16 protein-coding genes are annotated in these 18,728 nt (G+C 59.1%); 9 read left to right on the plus strand and 7 right to left on the minus strand.

Features of this window, described 5'->3' with window-relative positions:
* Positions 1–492: 492 nt before the first annotated feature.
* Together NQ014_RS03575 and NQ014_RS03580 are read left to right on the plus strand one after the other, a co-directional pair.
* Positions 493–1,788, plus strand: coding sequence for a citrate synthase (locus tag NQ014_RS03575; RefSeq protein WP_016423307.1), 1,296 nt, complete (start codon positions 493–495; stop codon positions 1,786–1,788).
* Positions 1,789–2,003: 215 nt separating this feature from the next.
* On the plus strand, positions 2,004–2,363 hold the full coding sequence (locus tag NQ014_RS03580; protein WP_005511805.1) for an FKBP-type peptidyl-prolyl cis-trans isomerase: 360 nt from the start codon (positions 2,004–2,006) through the stop codon (positions 2,361–2,363).
* Between the two features lie 238 nt (positions 2,364–2,601).
* Here the strand turns inward: NQ014_RS03580 and NQ014_RS03585 are convergent, their stop codons facing one another.
* Positions 2,602–4,083 (minus strand): acetyl-CoA carboxylase carboxyltransferase subunit alpha/beta, encoded by a 1,482-nt coding sequence (locus NQ014_RS03585; protein ID WP_257073787.1) that lies wholly within the window; start codon positions 4,081–4,083, stop codon positions 2,602–2,604.
* 108 nt (positions 4,084–4,191) lie between these two features.
* Here NQ014_RS03585 and NQ014_RS03590 point away from each other — a divergent pair, with 108 nt between their 5' ends.
* Complete coding sequence (locus NQ014_RS03590) at positions 4,192–5,178, plus strand: ribokinase (RefSeq protein WP_257073788.1); 987 nt, start codon at positions 4,192–4,194, stop codon at positions 5,176–5,178.
* A 91-nt stretch (positions 5,179–5,269) separates the two neighbouring features.
* On the opposite strand, the gene NQ014_RS03595 is transcribed toward NQ014_RS03590, so the two are convergent.
* The 4 genes from NQ014_RS03595 to NQ014_RS03610 form a co-directional block, all read right to left on the minus strand.
* Positions 5,270–6,535, minus strand: a complete 1,266-nt coding sequence (locus NQ014_RS03595) for an ABC transporter permease (protein WP_257073789.1) — start codon at positions 6,533–6,535, stop codon at positions 5,270–5,272.
* Positions 6,532–7,437, minus strand: a complete 906-nt coding sequence (locus tag NQ014_RS03600) for an ABC transporter ATP-binding protein (protein WP_257073790.1) — start codon at positions 7,435–7,437, stop codon at positions 6,532–6,534. The genes NQ014_RS03595 and NQ014_RS03600 overlap by 4 nt, the downstream gene beginning before the upstream one ends.
* A 63-nt stretch (positions 7,438–7,500) precedes the next feature.
* A complete protein-coding gene (locus NQ014_RS03605) occupies positions 7,501–8,070 on the minus strand; it encodes a hypothetical protein (protein WP_257073791.1) in 570 nt (189 codons plus the stop codon).
* A 2-nt stretch (positions 8,071–8,072) separates the two neighbouring features.
* Positions 8,073–8,336, minus strand: a complete 264-nt coding sequence (locus NQ014_RS03610) for a helix-turn-helix transcriptional regulator (RefSeq protein ID WP_042388879.1) — start codon at positions 8,334–8,336, stop codon at positions 8,073–8,075.
* Between the two features lie 133 nt (positions 8,337–8,469).
* On the opposite strand from NQ014_RS03610, the gene NQ014_RS03615 reads away from it, so the two are divergent.
* The 6 genes from NQ014_RS03615 to gcvT all read left to right on the plus strand — a co-directional run bounded on the left by NQ014_RS03615 (position 8,470) and on the right by gcvT (position 16,356).
* Positions 8,470–9,336, plus strand: coding sequence for an aldo/keto reductase (locus NQ014_RS03615; RefSeq protein WP_257073792.1), 867 nt, complete (start codon positions 8,470–8,472; stop codon positions 9,334–9,336).
* A gap of 61 nt (positions 9,337–9,397) precedes the next feature.
* A complete protein-coding gene (locus NQ014_RS03620) occupies positions 9,398–10,150 on the plus strand; it encodes an enoyl-CoA hydratase (RefSeq protein ID WP_257073793.1) in 753 nt (250 codons plus the stop codon).
* A 41-nt stretch (positions 10,151–10,191) separates the two neighbouring features.
* Positions 10,192–12,645, plus strand: coding sequence for an HAD-IC family P-type ATPase (locus NQ014_RS03625; protein WP_257073794.1), 2,454 nt, complete (start codon positions 10,192–10,194; stop codon positions 12,643–12,645).
* Between the two features lie 226 nt (positions 12,646–12,871).
* Positions 12,872–13,249, plus strand: coding sequence for a DUF485 domain-containing protein (locus NQ014_RS03630; RefSeq protein ID WP_070437585.1), 378 nt, complete (start codon positions 12,872–12,874; stop codon positions 13,247–13,249).
* Positions 13,250–13,251: 2 nt separating this feature from the next.
* Entirely contained in the window at positions 13,252–14,904 is a 1,653-nt protein-coding gene (locus NQ014_RS03635; RefSeq protein WP_038626384.1) for a cation acetate symporter, read from the plus strand.
* Between the two features lie 279 nt (positions 14,905–15,183).
* Positions 15,184–16,356: a glycine cleavage system aminomethyltransferase GcvT gene (gene gcvT / locus NQ014_RS03640; RefSeq protein ID WP_257073795.1), complete on the plus strand. Its 1,173-nt coding sequence runs from the start codon at positions 15,184–15,186 to the stop codon at positions 16,354–16,356.
* Positions 16,357–16,556: 200 nt separating this feature from the next.
* On the opposite strand, the gene NQ014_RS03645 is transcribed toward gcvT, so the two are convergent.
* Both NQ014_RS03645 and NQ014_RS03650 read right to left on the minus strand, forming a co-directional pair.
* A complete protein-coding gene (locus NQ014_RS03645) occupies positions 16,557–17,198 on the minus strand; it encodes a hypothetical protein (RefSeq protein WP_257073796.1) in 642 nt (213 codons plus the stop codon).
* A gap of 258 nt (positions 17,199–17,456) precedes the next feature.
* Positions 17,457–18,545 (minus strand): alkene reductase, encoded by a 1,089-nt coding sequence (locus NQ014_RS03650; protein ID WP_257073797.1) that lies wholly within the window; start codon positions 18,543–18,545, stop codon positions 17,457–17,459.
* Between the last annotated feature and the right edge of the window lie 183 nt (positions 18,546–18,728).

The raw sequence follows: 18,728 nt of genomic DNA on the forward strand, positions 1-18,728 counted from the left end.
GCGGGGAGGGGTGAATTATTGTGGATTTAGGCGATGTGTTTTCGGGTACTGGCTCGATGACTTTTGAACTTTTAAAGACATTGGCTGTTGAATGGGCTCCTGACCTCCTGATTAGTAAATGAGCAGTGACGACGTAATAAACCCGTTTTTCCATTTGCATTTCGGGGTGAAGAGGGGTCAAGATTGGGTAGCCCAGACTGCCCGAATGGGGTAGAGGGTGTTGCACTGCTCACACTCTTTGATATTGTGTGTTCTAATCCACTGCAGGTGTCGGTTCTTTATGGTTACGACACGGTCGATGTGAACTAAGCAAACTTTTTTCACTGGGCAAGATGCAATGGAACGCAAATGTCGCGCATAATTGAATCATTGGAAACAATGCGACCCCGAAGGGGTGGCGTGGAGTTGGGAGGCAGCATGCTGTTTTCCGCTGTGCCTGCTTCCCCCGCACTCTGGAGTCGTTAAGAAGAATTTTTCTGTGAAAGGGAAGTTGTGGCTACTAAAGACGGCAAGGCTGTACTCCACTACCCGGGCGGCGAGTTCGAGATGGACATCGTCAAGGCAACCGAGGGTAACGACGGTATTGCACTGGGCAAGATGCTCCAGGAAACTGGACTGACCACCTTTGACCCGGGCTACACCGCCACCGGTTCTACCGAGTCCAAGATCACTTACATCGACGGCGGTAACGGCATCCTGCGCTACCGCGGTTACCCGATTGAGCAGCTGGCTGAGAAGGCTACCTTCAACGAGGTTTCCTACCTGCTGATTCACGGCCACCTTCCGTCTGAGGAAGAGCTTGCGCAGTTCAACCACGACATTCGTCACCACACCCTGCTGGACGAGGACTTCCGTCGCGCATTCAGCATCTTCCCGCGTGGCGCACACCCGATGCAGACCCTGGCTTCCTCGGTCAACATTCTGGCTTCCTACTACCAGGACGAGCTGGATCCGCTGAACGAAGAGCAGCGCAACCTGGCTGCGGTTCGCCTCATGGCTAAGGTCCCGATGCTGGCTGCATACGCTTACCGCGCATCCAAGGGTGAGCCGTACATGTACCCGGACAACAACCTGAACGCTCGCGAGAACTTCCTGCGCATGATGTTCGGTTACCCGACCGCTGACTACGAGGTAGACCCGGTAGTGGTAGACGCTCTGGACAAGCTGCTCATCCTGCACGCTGACCACGAGCAGAACTGCTCCACCTCCACCGTCCGCATGGTCGCTTCCTCCGGCGCTTCCATGTTCGTCTCCATCGCTGCTGGTATCAACGCTCTGTCCGGCCCGCTGCACGGTGGCGCTAACCAGGCTGTTCTGGAGATGCTCGAGGACATCCAGCAGAACCACGGTGGCGACGCAACCGAGTTCATGAACCGCGTGAAGAACAAGGAGCCGGGCGTCCGCCTTATGGGCTTCGGTCACCGCGTCTACAAGTCCTACGACCCGCGTGCAGCTATCGCTAAGAAGACCGCTCACGAGGTGCTCCAGCACCTCGGCGGCGACGAGCTGCTGGATCTGGCCATGAAGCTGGAAGAAATTGCACTGGCTGATGACTACTTCGTCTCCCGCAAGCTCTACCCGAACGTTGACTTCTACACCGGTCTGATTTACCGCGCCATGGGCTTCCCGACGGACTTCTTCACCGTCCTGTTCGCCATCGGCCGCCTCCCGGGCTGGATCGCTCAGTTCAACGAGCAGGTCACTGACCCGGCATCGAAGATCAACCGTCCTCGCCAGATTTACACCGGCGAGACCGAGCGTGACTTCGTTCCGCGCGACCAGCGCTAAAGATTTTCTAGCGATTACCGCGTAGGGGTTCCTCGCAGGTAACTCAGCATAGAAAAGTTCAGCGTTGAAAACGCGAAAAGGCGCGTACTAGCCTTCGAAAGGTTGGTACGCGCCTTTTATTTTTCCTAGAATTTTAAGAAACCCCATTTAAGTTGGGTCCATTTACGTTGGGCTGAATACCAACTGTGAAAAGCCAACTGTGATAGGAGATTGTCTTGTCCAAGCCAGAACTCACTGCTAAGTCCGGTCCGGCTCCGACGGAACTCGTCATCAACGACCTCACTGTCGGTGACGGCAAGGAGGCTACCCCGGGTGCTCGTGTCGAGGTCCACTACGTGGGTGTTGACTACGAAACCGGTGAAGAGTTCGACTCTTCCTGGAACCGTGGCCAGTCCATCGAGTTCCCGCTGAACGGCCTGATTGCCGGTTGGCAGGAAGGCATTCCGGGCATGAAGGTCGGCGGTCGCCGCGAGCTGATTTGCCCGCCGGAGAAGGCTTACGGCCCGGCTGGTGCAGGACACTTCCTGTCTGGTAAGACCCTGGTCTTCGTCATCGACCTGTTGGACGTTAAGTAGAAGTGCACACGCTGGCTCCGTTGGCCGGCTGAGCTTCGCTTCGCGGTTCCTGCGCCATCCCCCTGTCGGCGGTTTGCAGGATTTCCGGCGAAGAAAGTGACTGCGTTTATGACACTTCAGGCGTGAGAAATTGCCCAAAAGTGTCATAAACCCAGTCACTTTCTTGCTTTCTGAGGTTGGGGTGGGGGCTGAAGGCCCACACCAGGCCCACACCAGCCCCAAACCAGGCCCAGACCCCTTACTCGCCCAGCGCGAAGCGACGGTAATGGTCGAAACGCTGCTCACGGCCAACGCGAGCCGGATTCTTCTCCAGCGCCCAGAGGGCGTGCTCGATAGCACTCAGAGCACGGCGGGGCAGCTCGGCCGGATTCTCAGGTTCGGCCACAATCTCGTCGATGACCCCGGTCTTCAGCATGGCCTCGGCGCCAACGCCCTGCTCCTCCATCATTTCCGGGGCATGCTCGGTGTCTCGGTAGATAATCGCCGAAGCACCCTCCGGCGGCAACGGAGACATCCAGGCATCATGCATCGCCAGCACGCGGTCAGAGGGCAGCATGGCCAGCGCACCACCACCGCAGCCCTGGCCGAGAATGAGTGACACGGTCGGAACCTTCAAGTTCACCAGCGTGGTCAAGGTGCGGGCAATCTCGCCGGCCATGGCATTTTCCTCGGCGTCCTTGGTCAACTCAGCGCCTGGGGTGTCAATGACCGTGACCAGCGGAATGTTCAGGCTTTCCGCGATGCGCATCGCGCGGCGGGCAAAACGCAGCGACCCCGGACCCATTGGATGCGTGCCCAGGGGCGGTTGGTTATGGCGATCCTGTGCGACCAGAATCACCGGCCGCTCACCAATCCGCGCCAGGCGAGCCCGGACCGACAGCGACTTGTGGCCATCGCCAGTGCCGGAAATTGGCACGGAGCAGTCCACAAGGGCATCGATAATATCGCCGCCACCTGGACGAGAAGTATCGCGGGTGCGACGGATAGCTTCCCAGGTATCGCGACCATCAATGGCTGCTGCTGGCGGTGGGGTGGGTTCGCTGGGGTCTCCGTCGGCAAGCACGTCGATGGTGCGGCGGACAGCGCCGCGCAGACCTTCGAGCGGAATGATGCCGTCGATAATGCCCTGCTTGAACAGATTCTCGGAGGTCTGAACGCCTTCGGGCATGGGTTCGCCGGTAGCGAGCTCGACGACGCGCGGGCCGAGGAAGCCAAGAAGCGCGCCGGGCTCTGCGAAGGTGAAGTGGCCTGCCGACCCCCAGGACGCCATGACACCACCGGTAGTGGGATTGCGCAGGTACACCAGGAATGGCAAGTGAGAATCCTTGTGGCGCGCCACTGCGGTGGTGATAGAGATCATGAGCGCGAACGCAGCAGTGCCCTCCTGCATGCGAGTGCCGCCCGAGGTCGGGGAGAGCAACAACGGCAGCTGCTCCGCGGTCGCGCGCTCGATGCTGCGGATAATACGACGAGCGGTAGCGCCGCCGATAGAACCGCCGAGGAAGCCGAACTCAGAACAGATGACGGCGACGCGTTTGCCGCCGACGGTGCCTTCGCCAGTGATAACGGCCTCATCGAGACCTGTTTTATCAGAGGCGCGGGACAGTGTGCCGCGGTAGGCCTCGTCGATGTCGCCGTGCTCGGGCGCGCCGTCCCAGGATGTGAAACTTCCGTGGTCGAGGACGGTATCTATTACTTGTTGGGCGCTGATTCTAGCCATACCTCCACGGTAGTAAACAAGGGGTAAACCGGCTTAGTTGATGGTGGGCGGAAAGGGGTAGCGCTATTGTCGGACAAAACGTGTCCGCACTACCGAGGAGTCGAACCAATGCCGATTACTGAGCGCCTCACCGAGCTGGCTGAGCAGAGGCCAAACGTATGTGTCGTCGGTTCCATCAACGCAGACCTGACTGTCACCGTGAAGCGCCTGCCGCATGGTGGTGAGACTATCGAGGGCAGTCCTCTGCGCATTCTGCCGGGCGGTAAGTCGGCGAATCAGGCGGCGACGGCTGGCAGGCTGGGCGCGGCCGTGGAACTGGTCGGTGCGGTCGGTTCGGATCCGAACGCACAGTTGCTGCGCGACGCGCTTACCGACGCTCACGTGGACATCTCTGCAGTTGAGACCGTCGACGCTGCCACTGGTACAGCCATGATTGTCGTTGATGATGCAGCGGAGAATTTCATTGTCATCTCCGCTGGCGCCAATGGTGAAGTCGATGCTGAGACGGTGCGCGGTCATGCGGACAAGATTCAGCGGGCGGGGTGCCTCGGTCTGTGTCTGGAGATTTGTGATGAGGCAGTCTTGGCCGCCGCACAGATTGCCCACGATGCGGGTGTGCCGGTGGTGTTCAACCTGTCGCCGATTCGGGCGGTCAGCGAGGATCTGCTCGCGCTGGTCGATGTCCTCATTGTCAATGAGCACGAACTCGCAGCCATCATCGGCGCTGAGCGCGCGGTCGCTGGTTGCGAGCACGGACAGTGGGATGCGGTTGGGCGCGCGCTTGCCGACGAACACGGGATTACCACCGCCATTGTCACACTTGGCGGAGGGGGGTCTGCGGTCCTGAGGACGTCGGAAAGCGAGGTGGCAGTCACGCGCATTCCGGCGCTGACTATCGAGGTCGTGGACACCACGGGCTGCGGTGACGCGTACATGGGCACGGTCCTCACCGCGTTGGCCGCGGGCGATGATGTGGTGACGGCAGCTCGTCTTGCGGCGGTGGTCTCGGCGCATGCGGCGACAGGCGTGGGGGCGCAGACCTCCTATGGCGAGACAGGAAAAATCGCGCAGTTTGCGGCGGACCATGGTCTATAAGGTGCGCTGAGCAAACTACGCGATTGACGATTATTCGGTTCTAGGTGACCGTGGCTGAAGGAGCCACGCTCCTTTTGGGCAGGGCTGGGGGCTAGCTCTTGGCCGTCAGGGCCTTCTTCCAGCTGACCGCGGCACCGGTGCGCAGGACATTGCGCGGGTAGATCCAGGCGGCGAGGGCGATGACTGCGGCGACTCCTACAACCATGATTAGCAGCGAAGCCGCCAACTGGAGTGCGGAGAAGTTGCCAACGGCGTACTGCAACGGGGCGGTAGTGATGGAAACTGGCGGAATCCACGAGGCAATCTGCATGACGGTAGAGTCCAGCTTGCTCCAGCCAAACAGCGGAACATACATCGTAATCAGCGAGAACACCAGTACCGGCATCTGTGCGCCCTGGAAATCTTCCATACGGCTGACCAGCGATGCGGAAGCTGCATACAGCGCGGCGAAGAAGAAGTAACCGAGGATGAAGCACGGCACCAGCAGCCAGACTGCGGACCACGGAACGTCGAAGTTTTCCGCCAATCCGGTAATCATGAGGGCAACTGCGGCGCTGGCGGTCAGCACGCTCATCATGATGATGCCGGCCAGACCGGCGCCGAGGATCTTGCCGGCCAGCAGGTGCGCCGGGCGAACTGTCGAGAGAATGATCTCAATGACGCGGGAGGACTTCTCCTCGATGACACTGGTGGCAACTGCGCCACCGAAGACGAGGATGGCGGTCATCATAACCATCACACCAATCAGCGTGATGAGCATCGCGGGCATCTTTTCGTCTTTAGCTTCATCCAGGGACTCCACCGACACGGCTGCGCTTTGAGTCTTGGAGAAAAACTCGCCGGGGTTGATTCCGTTCTCGCTGAGCAGCATCGCCTCGTTCTGCTTCTGCAGCGACTCCTGCAGCATTGGGGCCAGCCAGGATGGGGCGTCGTCGGCAAGCAGCTTCCACGAGCCTTCCTTGCCAGCTGCGGTGTCGGGGACGAGAGCGGCGTCGGCATCGCCGTCGGTGACGGCAGCACGAGCGGCCTTGTCGTCTGCCGCGGACGTGATCTCCAACGGTGACAGCGATGCTGTGGCAAATGCGCCGGCTGCGGCATCCGCGCCTTCAGCATCCTTCATTTCGACGGTGGCGTCGGCGAGAGAGTCCGCGAATGGCGCTTCTCCGACGACCGCGATCTTTACGGTGTCATTATCGGACTTGGAGGTCATGTAGTCGGCAACGAAGATACCGCCGACTGCAGCCACCGCCATGATGATGAGCGTGATTAGCGAGCTCTTTTTCAGCAGATGCTCGCGGAGTTCGCGGACGAAAACAGTCTTAACGGCCGTTGAGGCGTTGTATGTGTTGGTGCTCATTGCTGTACGGCCTCCTGGTAGAGCTCGGTAAGTGGAATTTGCAGAGGTCCAAACGAACGGACCGTTCCCGCTGCCATTGCGCTGTGCAGCAGCTTCTGATCGGTGTCGGCGGGGGCATTGGAATCGAGGTGAACGACGGCGGCGCCGTGGGCATCACGCTCCACGCTTGTCACGCCCTCGACGGAGGTCGCCCAATCCTGGGACGCACCATCGAGTTTGACGACGAATGCCCGTGGGCCACGTGCTCGCAGCTCATCGACTGTGCCCTCGACGAGCATGCGGCCGTCGCGGATAATCCCGACGCGGTCACACATACGCTCAACGAGGTCGAGCTGGTGGGAAGAGAAGACAATCGGGGTGCCGCGGTCGGCGTACTCCTTGAGTACGGAGCTCATCACCTTGACCGCAACTGGGTCGAGACCAGAGAAGGGCTCGTCGAGGACGAGTATTTCTGGGTCGTGGACGAGGGAGGCTGCCAGCTGCACGCGCTGCTGATTACCGAGCGATAGGGTGTCAACTTTATCGTTGGCTCGCTCGGTGAGTCCGAGGCGCGCCAACAAGTTGTCGGCGTTGGACTCTGCGCGTTTGGTGGGCACACCGTGCAGGCGAGCAAAGTAAATCAGCTGTTTGCGGACCTCTGCCTTGGGGTAGAGACCGCGTTCTTCTGGCATGTAGCCAATCGTGCGGCGTAGCGAGTCATTCATCGGGGTATCGCCGATGCGCACTTCGCCTTTATCGGTGGCCAGCACGCCGAGGGCAATGCGCATGGTGGTGGTCTTGCCGGCACCGTTGGAGCCGACGAAGCCGTAGATTTCTCCAGGGTGAACTTGGAAGCTCATGCCACGGAGAACCTGCAGTTCTCCGTAGGACTTCTCAAGCCCGTCAATAATGAGGCTGTTCATGGTGATCCTTAAATTGAGGAGTGAAGGGCAGGGGGGGGGAGGGGCGTGAGTTTTGAGCCCGTACTAGTCGTCGCGCAGATTCCAGGCGTAGACGACGGTGGGCAGCGTGGAAATGTAGAGGAAAGCGATAATCCCGAAGATTCCGAAGCTGTACGGAATGTAGTGTCCCCAGCCAGGTTGTTCGTTCAGAACATAAGTGCCCACCAGAACTAGAGCGAGGAAGGCCACCAAGCCGAAGTAGGTGTAGCAGCGGTATGTCAGTCCCTGCAGGTTCAGGATCTGTTCCTGCTGGTATTCGTCCAGTAGTGAGATGGGCGCGCTGTCAACCATGTCGACTGTGATGTTGAGGCTGGTCCAGACAACGACCATGATGAGGGAAATCACTGGCCAGAGTAGAGAAAGCCAGCCCGGGAAAATATCGGTCAGGCTACCGAGAAGCGCGATGCCGCTCAGCAGCATCAGCACAAGGCATACCTCGAATGCGATGACCAGCTTCCGCCGCGCCGCCTGGTTGCGCCACTTGGGCAACCAGCTCGACATCTGCTCGACACGCTTTGTGTACTTCGCTTCGCGCCGGGCTTCTAGCTTCTCGAAAAAGTTCAGTGTTGCGTTTTCAGTCCGAATAGCTGGCATCGTTAGCTTTCCTTTCGGTATAGGGCAGAGGACATGGGCTTGAATTCCTCGCGAGAGAACACCGCCTCAACGGGGAGATCGAACACCGCGCAGATGCGAAATGCCAGATCTAAGCTGGGGTAGTGGTCACCTCGCTCCAACGCGCCAATCGTTTGAGGATTGACCTCTACTTGTTTGGCTAGTTCGGCTCGGCTGAGTCCGTGTTCTGCCCGCAGCACTGAAATTCTGTTGAATATCGGTTCTTTGGGTTTAATCTTTGGGGACACACCCCAAAGTGTTGTATAAACACAACACTCCGTCAACCGTTCACAACAAAATGAAGTACACTCACCTTTCTAAATCACAGGTCAGCGGGGCAGAAAAAATCTAAAAAATTTTCAGTCCGTACACTCGGTTGGCATGACCACACTCGATCTGAAGTACGATGCAGCGACAACTGGAATTGCCAACGTGGAAATGGTCGATGGCAACGCCATCCCGATTCTGGGGTTTGGCACCTACAAGCTCGACGATGAGCAGGCCCGCGAATCCGTGCGCTACGCCCTGGAAATCGGCTACCGCCACATCGACACCGCATCGCTCTATGGCAATGAGCGAGGGGTGGGGCAGGGTATTGCCGATGCGGTCGCTGCGAACGTCGTAAAGCGTGAAGATATCTTCGTGACCACGAAGGTCTGGAATGATGCGCAGGAGTCGGCGGCGACACGCGAGTCCGTGCAGGCGTCTTTGGAGCGGCTCGGCCTCGAGTATGTTGACCTGGTGCTTGTGCACTGGCCGGTGGAGAAGCAGGGAACATTTGGGCAGTGCTTCGATACGCTGCTGGAGCTCAAGCGGGAGGGGCTAATTCGCTCGGTTGGTGTGGCGAATTTCTACCCAGAGGTGCTCGACCAGCTCTCGGAGACTCCGGTGGTCAACCAGATTGAGCTGCATCCGCAGTTCCCGCAGAATGAGCAGGTTGAAGACGATCGCCGTCGCGGTATCGTCACGCAGGCTTGGTCGCCGCTGGGGCGCGCGAAGTACTTTGAGGGCTCGTCGATTGCTGAAATCGCAGATCGTCTGGGCAAAACTCCCGCCCAAGTTGCTATCCGCTGGCACCTTCAGCGTGGCATCGTGGCCATCCCGAAGTCGGGCACGCCGTCGCGCATCAAGGAGAACTTTCAGGTCACCGACTTTGAGCTCACCGACGAGGACATGGAGACGATTGCGTCGATGGCGCGTGCCGACGGGCGCCTGAGCGGCGACCCGCGGGTATTCGGCAACGAATAAGCGAATTTAGATTTGCTTATAGCCCCATCACTATTGGTGTTTCGCGGGTAGCCTAAAGGCTATGACGAACCCAGCATCTGAAATCCGCGTCGAAGCCGACGGCGCAATTGTCACTATCACCATCGACCGAGATTATAAGCGCAACTCCCTGACTGCCGACGTGTGTCGTGACATCGCCGATGCGGTGGAAGCTGCTGCTGAGGTTCGAGAGCAGCGCGTTATCCTACTGCGCGGCGAAGGCCGCGCTTTCTGTGCGGGTGCAGACCTGAGCGGCCAGCACCATGAAGATTCCTTCCATGAACAGCTCCGTCGAATGCTGCGCACAATCGAGGCCAGCCGTCTGGTGGTTATTGCAGATGTGCAGGGGCCGGCCGTCGGAGCTGGTATGCAGCTGGCGATGGCGGCTGATTTGCGCGTCGTGGGTGAGCGCGGTTGGTTTATGATTCCGCCGGTCAAGCTCGGTATCGCTGTCGATGCCTGGACAATTCGCCGCGTACGCGTACTCGTCGGCGGTGCCCGTGCCCGCACTATTTTGTTGGCGGCCGAGCGCATGGATCAGGAAGCCGCCCGCGGTTGCGGTCTGGCTTCCTACCTCGGTGGGCCGGACAAGGCGGAGGAGGTAGCGCTCCGTATCGCCACCTACGCGCCACTGTCACTGGCCTACCACAAGGCCGTGCTCAACGACGATGAGACACATAGCCCGTTGAAGGACTACCAGCAAGAGCTCTACGACACGGTGTGGGCTTCCGAGGATGCTGCGGAGGCATCGAAGGCGCGAGCCGAAAAGCGCGAACCGAATTTCATCGGCAAATAGGTCGAGTGGGTTCAGCAATTAGGCGAATAGGGTAGGCAGTCATGGGCTCGTGGAAAACTCCCGACAGCGGTCTTACTCAACAGCAGGTCCAGCAACGCATCGAGTTGGGGCACGTCAACGAGCTGCCGCCAACATCCGGGCGCAGTGTGTGGGACATCATCCGTGCCAATGTGTTTACCCGGATTAACGGTATTCTCGCTGTGTTATTCGCCGTCGTGCTCTATACCGGCTCAATCGTCAACGGTGCCTTTGGTCTGCTGATTATCGCCAACTCTATTGTCGGCATCATCCAAGAGCTGCGTGCCAAGCGCACGCTGGACAAGCTCTCCATTGTCGGCCGTGCAAAGCCCATGGTCATTCGCGACGGGGAGCCGGCTCGCGAGATTGACCGCGAGTCCGTCGTCCTCGACGATCTCATCGAGGTCGGTCCCGGTGACCAAATCGTCGTTGACGGTATTCTCCGCTACGCCTCAGACGTGGCTGTCGATGAGTCCTCTCTCACCGGTGAATCCGATGCCGTCGATAAGAGCGTTGGGGACATGGTCTACTCGGGTTCCTCGGTCGTGGTGGGGTCGGCGCGATATCAGGCCACCAAAGTGGGCAAGGAGGCTTACGCCGCCAAGCTCGCAGCTGAGGCCAACAAATTCACGCTGACTGACTCTCAGCTCTTCCGCGGCATCAACAAGATCCTGACCTACATTTCCTGGATTCTCATTCCCGTCGGCGCCCTGGCAATCTATACGCAGCTCTTTGTCGCCGGCGATGATTTCAACGATGCGCTGCTGGGGATGGTCGCCACGCTGGTGCCCATGGTTCCTGAGGGGCTTGTCCTCATGACCACCATCGCATTTGCCCTTGGGGTGGTGCGCTTGGGGCGACATCGAGTGCTGGTCAATGAGTTGCCCGCGATCGAAGGTCTCGCGCGTGTCGACACCGTGTGCGTCGACAAAACTGGCACGCTCACTGAAAACGCGATGCAGCTAGTGGAAGTCGACATCGTATCGGGTGACGGTACCTCCCGCGAGGAGGTCGACTCCGCACTCATCGATCTGTGCAAGCTCGACGATCGCCCCAACGCAACGGCTCGTGCACTGCTCGAGGGGCTTGCGGACGCAGCGGACGTCGTAAAGCATGAGCAAACCAAAACCCGCCCCTTTACCTCGGCGAATAAGTGGTCAGCGCTGACGTATCACGGCGGTGCGACGTGGGTTTTCGGCGCGCCCGATGTGCTTGTCGACGACTCCGCGGTCGGCATGCAGAAAGCTCGGCAGCTTATGGAGGAAGGACTTCGTGTACTCCTGCTCGCGCGGACCCCAGTTGGGGCAGATGGACTGCCCGGCGGTGCGCTGCGGAAGAGTGGCGAGGTGGAGCTGGAACCGGTCGCACTTGTCGTGCTGGGGCAGAAGGTGCGTTCAGATGCGGCGGACACAGTGGCCTACTTCTATGAAGAAGGTGTTGAGGTCAAGGTCATTTCTGGTGACAATGACCGCTCTGTGGGGGCTGTTGCACGTGAGCTGGAAATGGAGGGGGCTAACAATCCTGTCGATGCGTCTGAGCTTCCGGTCAGCCGCGATGAGAATAGCGAAGCCAAGCCCACCGAGATCCGCGACGAGTTTGCAGACATTGTCGAGTCGCGGCAGATTTTCGGCCGTGTCACGGCGGAGAATAAGCGCGATATGGTTCATGCACTGCAGTCGCGGGGGCATCATGTGGCGATGACCGGTGATGGTGTCAATGATGTGCTGGCGCTGAAAGCGGCGAACCTGGGTGTGGCCATGGGTGATGGGGCGCCGGCGACACGCTCGGTTGCGCAGTTGGTGCTGTTGGATAATCGCTTCGCCGTGATGCCGATGATTGTGGCCGAGGGCCGGCGAGTCATTGGCAATATCGAGCGTGTGGCCAACCTCTTTTTGACGAAGACCATCTACTCGGTGGTGCTGGCGCTGGCTGTGGGGCTGTGGGGGATGGATTATCCATTCGAGCCAATCCACGTGACCATTACGGGCTGGTTCACGATTGGAATCCCGGCCTTCGTGCTGTCGTTGGCTCCTAACCTGGAGCGTGCGCGCGATGGTTTCGTGCGGCGCGTGTTGCGCTTAGCGATACCGGCGGGCATCACGGTGGGGTTGTTGACCTTCATGTTTTGGTTGTGGGCAAACCCGGGAGTCGACGCCAGCGATGCGGCACGAGGGGAGGCGTCTACTGCGACTCTCATTGTGCTGATCGTTTCGGCATTTTGGGTTTTGGTGGTCGTGGCTAGGCCATACACCTGGTGGAAGGTTCTGTTGCTGGCGGTATCGGCGGGAGCCTACCTGTTCATCTTCTCGGTTCGTTCAGTGGCTTCGGTGCTTAATTTGTACTGGGTAGGGCGGGAGCTGTTGATTCCCGCGCTGATTGTGGGCGCCATCGGTGCGGTCATTATCGAGGTGCTGTGGTGGTGGCGTCAGACTAAGCCATTGCCGGAAGAAGCGGAGAACACGAGTACAACGGCGTAAATGGGGGTAGTAAAAACCGCGCCTAACTATGCAGGTAAGGGCGTTTTTGGGGGTGCCTTAAGGCTCGCTGAGAAGTAGTTAGCCGCATTTAACTTCTTTGCTAACTGTGTTCCGGGTAACTTTGTCCCCACACATAATTAAAAATGTGGTGCATGGCACACCTTTGGGGTGGCTGTGCTGAACCTCATTACGAACACCTGCATAACTTCCTGGAAAGGATTAGCCCGTGTCCGCAACTCCCTTGCCGACAGACCGGCATAAGCCACAGGCGGCCGAGTACCGCTACGTGCAAAACTCAGCGCAGTTCCAAGAGCTCCGCTCTACATTCCGTTCTTTCGCCATCCCGATGACCGTCGCAGGTCTGGTGTGGTACATCGCATTCGTTTTGCTTGCGACGTTCGCGCCGGACCTCATGGCGACTCCCGTACTGGGCAATATCAACCTGGGCATCGTCCTTGGTCTGCTCCAGTTCGTGACCACCTTCGCCATCACCTGGGTGTACATCAACTTCGCCAACAAGAAGCTTGAGCCGATGCAGGCAGAGCTGCGCGAGGCACTGGAAAGCGGAGAAATCGCTGAAATCGTCGCAAAGAAGGAGGCATAGACATGCTGACCAGTTTCTTTGCTGCAGATGACACTGCAGCAGCAGGTAACCCGATTCTCAACATCGCGGTCTTCGTTGCCTTCATTGTTGCGACCATGTTCATCGTTACTCGAGTGGGCAAGGGCGGAAACAAGGGAGCATCTGACTTCTACACCGGTGGCGCACAGTTCTCCGGTACCCAAAACGGTCTCGCCATTGCAGGTGACTACCTCTCGGCGGCTTCCTTCCTCGGTATCGTCGGCGCCATCGCGCTGACTGGTTACGACGGATTCCTTTACTCCATCGGCTTCTTCGTAGCCTGGCTGGTCGCGCTGCTGTTGGTTGCAGAGCCGCTGCGTAACGTCGGTAAGTTCACCATGGCCGACGTGCTGTCCTTCCGTCTTAAGCAGCGTCCGGTCCGTACCGCAGCTGCTATCTCCACTCTCGCAGTGACCCTGTTCTACCTCATCGCGCAGATGGCCGGTGCAGGTTCCCTGGTCGCCGTGCTGCTCAACATTCACGACTCCACTCAGCAGTCCATCGTTGTCGCAGTCGTCGGCATCATCATGGTTGCCTACGTTCTCATCGGTGGCATGAAGGGCACCACTTACGTGCAGATGATTAAGGCCGTCCTGCTGGTCGGTGCTGTCATCATCATGACCCTGATCATCCTGGTTGGCGTTAAGGGCAACTTCTCCCAGCTCCTGCAGGACGCAGTGGACATGCACGCGAGCTCGGACTACATCGCCGAGAAGGGCTACGAAGCCTCCGCCATTCTTGAGCCGGGTCTGAAGTACGGCGGCTCCTTCGTCCAGCAGCTGGACTTCATCTCGCTAGGCCTGGCACTGGTTCTCGGTGTTGCTGGTCTGCCACACGTGCTCATGCGCTTCTACACGGTGCCGACCGCAAAGGAAGCTCGTAAGTCCGTGACTTGGGCAATCATCCTCATCGGTGGCTTCTACCTGTTGACCCTGGTGCTCGGCTACGGGGCAGCTGCACTCGTCGGTCCGGACCGCATCACGGCCGCACCGGGCGGAGCCAACGCTGCCGCTCCGCTGCTGGCCTTCGAAATCGGTGGCTCCATCTTCATGGCAGTGGTCTCCGCAGTGGCGTTCGCTACCGTGCTGGCCGTGGTCGCTGGTCTGGCAATTACCGCTTCCGCATCTGTCGGCCAGGACCTCTACCAGGCCGTGATCCGCAAGGGACAGGCAACGGAAGCCGAGCAGGTTCGCGTCTCCCGCATCACCGTTATCGTGCTGGGTGTTGTCTCCATTATCCTCGGCATCCTGGCCATGGGGCAGAACGTCGCCTTCCTGGTGTCACTGGCCTTCGCAGTGGCCGCATCCGCAAACGTTCCAACCATCCTGATGTCCCTGTTCTGGAAGCGCTTCAACACCGCAGGCGCAGTTGCCTCCATGTACACCGGTGTCATCGCCTCGCTGGTTCTGATTATCTTCTCCCCGGCAGTTTCTGGCAGCGAGTCCTCGATGATTCCGTCCGTTGACTTCTCCTGGTTCCCGCTGACCTCGCCGGGTCTGCTCGCAATCCCGCTGGCGTTCTTGGCTGGCATCATCGCCACCTACATGGGCAAGCCGGATAACTTCGATGACCTGGCAGCTGAGATGGAAGTTCGCTCCCTGACCGGTGTCGGTACCGAGGCTGCGGTTGATCACTAATAACCACTGAGTCCTTGGCTGGCAACGCTGCCCGAACAGCTCAGCCAATCTCAATTAACTGAATAGACAAATGCAAAGGCCCCGTTATCGTCACTGGTAGCGGGGCCTTTGTGGTGGGCGCGGGGTCGTCGTCAAGCATGTGCGAATCAGTGCATGATAGTTAATGGACGGGCCTGTTGCCCCAGCTCCGCAGGGGCTCGCGGAAGCGAGCGCGGAGTCTTAGATATAAGGTGGGAAGGTAACAATCTGGTTTGCCCCACCGCAATAATTGGAGTGTGTATGACTGACAATTCTGGCGCTTCTGAGAACAACAATTCTTTCCGTAGCGCCCTGCATGATGAGCACGTAAGCCTTGGCGCAGAAATGCGCAATGTTGGTGGCTACGAAGTGCCGTTCCGCTACTCTTCGGAAATTGCAGAGCACAACGCAGTGCGTGAGGCCGTTGGTGTTTTCGACCTGTCGCTAATGGGTATCATCCGCGTCACTGGTGAGGATGCGGCGGCGTTCCTTGCACACTCCCTGATTTCGGCAATCAAGCCGCTGGCGTTAGGTCGTGCCAAGTACACCATGATTGTGCAGGAAGACGGCGGCATTATTGATGACCTCATCATTTACCGCCTCGGTAGTCACGAATTCATGCTGGTGCAGAATGCCGCAGCCGCTGAAGATGTGTACTCGACGCTGCGCGAGCGCGTTGGTGGCTACAACGTCCAGGTTGAGCACATGAATGACAAGAATGTGCTCCTGGCCATTCAGGGGCCGAAGGCCGCGAAGCTTCTGCGCCGTCTGCTGCCGCAGGATCTGCACGCGACTCTCGATGGCATGAACTACTACTCTTGCACCCTGCTCGAGGTCGCAGGTGTGGAAATGATTGTCGCCCGAACCGGCTACACCGGTGAGGACGGCTTCGAGATCTTCCCGCCGGCTGACCGCGCCGTCGAAGTCTGGCGTGCAATCATTGCAGCAGGTGGCAAGGTGGAAAATCCGGAGGATCCGGCTGACAACGGCGCTGACCTCGGCCTGCTGCCGTGTGGTCTGGCCTGCCGCGACACCCTACGTCTTGAGGCCGGTATGCCGCTCTATGGCTACGAGCTGACTCGAGACCGCACTCCGCTGGAGGCCGGCCTGAAGTCCATCATGGGACCGACCAAGGGGCAGTTTATTGGTCGCAATGCACTGATTAATCGTCCGCAGTCGAAGGAGCTGCTGGTTGGTCTGCGTTTCTCCGGTGATGAAGCTCCGAAGCGTGGCACCAAGCTCATTGATGCGGAAGGTAACGAGGTTGGTGTGCTGACTTCCGCCAAGGTATCACCGACTTTGGGTCACCCCATCGGTTTTGCATACGTTCAGCGTTGGCAGTCCTCCACTGGCACTGAGCTGACCGTCGAAGGCGTCGACATTACCGCCACCGTCGTGCCGACGCCGTTCTACAACCGCCGTCACCGCAAGTAGGGGAGCCCGGGTGCTCCGCCCGGGTGCTCCGCCGCATTGTGGCGGGCTCAGATTTGTTCAGGCTCGTCTCTTTGTATCTGTTGGGTAAATAAAAAAATCCGCTGCAGTATTGTTGCAGCGGATTTTGGTGTTTGAGGGCGAGCTAGCGCACCTTGCCTAACGGAGCCCCGAGCCGACGAACCTCGCCGCCCGAGACGAACCTAGCGGAACAGGCCGGTGAGCCCATGATTATCTTCGCTTGGCTGCTCTTCATGCTCCGATTCCGACTCCGGCTCCGTCGGCTCGCCGGAGGTAGTCGGAGTCGTTGAAGTATCGGGCGGCGTGGAAGAATCAGAGGTCGTCGAGCTCTCCGTCTCACTCGTCTCCGTTGTGCTCTCGCTCGGAGTCGTCGGCTCAGGTTCCTGAGGCTGTGGCTCAGTGGTCGTCGGAGTAGTGGAGATCCACATTTGCTGCGATGTCGGGTTCGCGGGGGTTTGCTGCAGCACCGTCCACACTTCCTGCTCGCCGACTTGTGCGCATTCAAGATTCTGGCCGTTGGCGCTCATTCGTATTTCGCCGGTCTGGTTCGGGCACAGCTGCCCGATGCGCGGCGTGCCGCCTTCTCGAACCTTTGGCCCGGTCGTCGTCGGCGAGCTTGTTGTCGACACCGTAGTAAGCAAGCTTGACGACGAGGTTTGCGTCGCGGCAACCTCCTCGCTTTCGCTGTTGGCGCAGCTGGTGGCCGTGGCTGCGAAGGTGAGGAAGCAGCAGGCCAGCGCCAGCTGCCGGCGGTTCTTGCGCCGGACGGCAGTGAGTTTAGGGTGCTGTACGGCTGACAGCTGAGTTCGCGTATTCACATCCATCTCACTTTCTGGGCTTCTCGGGCCTGTGTCGCGTGGTTTAATTCTCGGCTTTCTGGGTCGGCGTCTCCTGAAAAACCACTGGGGGCGCCAGCTATAGGGGAACTTGCCGAGTTACTGGCATGAAAGGAGCTGGCATCCAATAGATAGGTTGATTCAACCGGAAACTATACAGTCGACTTTTCGATTTGCATACTGGAAGTGACAAACCGGAGGTTTCTTCTCGCGCTTCGACGCCCACATTTTTATGCCAGCTGGCGTTTACGAGCTCACCGTGAAAAAGGGGTAATCAGTGTAGCCCTTCTCTCCGCCGGTGTAGAACGTGGACTCGTCCGGTGTCGTCACCGGTAGCCCCTCCTGCCAGCGGCGCACCAAGTCCGGGTTGGAAATGGCCAGCCGACCCACCACGGCGGCGTCCGCCTGTTGGATCAGCCGTTCGGCCGCATCACGGTCGGGCAGCTGGCCGAAGCCGTGGTTGAGGATGACGCGCGTGCGACCGTTCGCGCGGGCACGAGAAATCAGCTCGGTCATCAGCTCACCCGCAGGATCTGCGTGCATGAAAGAGACATAGGCAAGGCCGAGGTCCGCGGTGGCATCGAGAAGCCCGCCATAGGTAGCGAGAACGTCGGCCGCATCCACTTCCTCTATACCCTGAATGTTGTTTTGCGGGGAGAGTCGGATAGCTACGCGGTCTGCACCGATTTCATCCGCCACCGCGCGCAGAATCTCCTCGATGAGTCGGAACCGCTTCTCCGGTGATCCGCCATAGGAATCCTCACGCAGGTTCGAGTTCGGCGAGAGGAACTGGTGCAGCAGGTAACCATTCGCACCGTGGATCTCCACACCATCCATTCCCGTGTCGATGGCGTTGCGAGCGGCGTGACGGAATTCGTCAATAATGCCTGGCAGCTCCGTGGCGTCGAGGGCTCGTGGAACCGGGCAGTCCTTGCGTGATTCTAAGTCTCGGACCGCGGTGCCCGATGCCACAGTAGAGGGCGCGACCGGCTCTGTGCCCTCCTGCAGGCTGGCGTGAGATAAACGTCCAGCATTCATCACCTGCATGAAGATGTGCCCGCCGGCTTCATGAACGGAGTCGGCGACGCGACGCCACCCGGCTATCTGTTCCGCGGTGTCAATTCCGGGCTGACCGGGGAAGGCGCGGCGGCTTACCTTGGGGAAGACGCCTTCGGTGACAATGAGACCCAACGAGGAGCGCTGAGTGTAGTAAGTCTCGTGTAATGAGGTGGGAACGCCGTCGCGCCCCGCCCGCGAGCGCGTCAGTGGAGCCATGATTATGCGGTTCGGCAGGGTCAGACGACCCAGTTGGAGGGAATCAAAAAGTGATGACATGTTCGCAATAACGCGGAGGTGTCAACAACTATTCCGCATTTGTATCTTCATCAGTGTATCGGTGGCGTTGACGCTGTTACTCTCGCAGTGAGCGACGTACTTAATGAACGCGAACCAGACTCCGTGGTTTCTAGACCTTTCTCTCTCCTCGCTATTTCTACAGCGCTCAGAGAAGAGTTCGTA

This window comes from Corynebacterium sp. 5QC2CO, assembly GCF_024580435.1.
GTDB lineage: Bacteria > Actinomycetota > Actinomycetes > Mycobacteriales > Mycobacteriaceae > Corynebacterium > Corynebacterium jeikeium_D.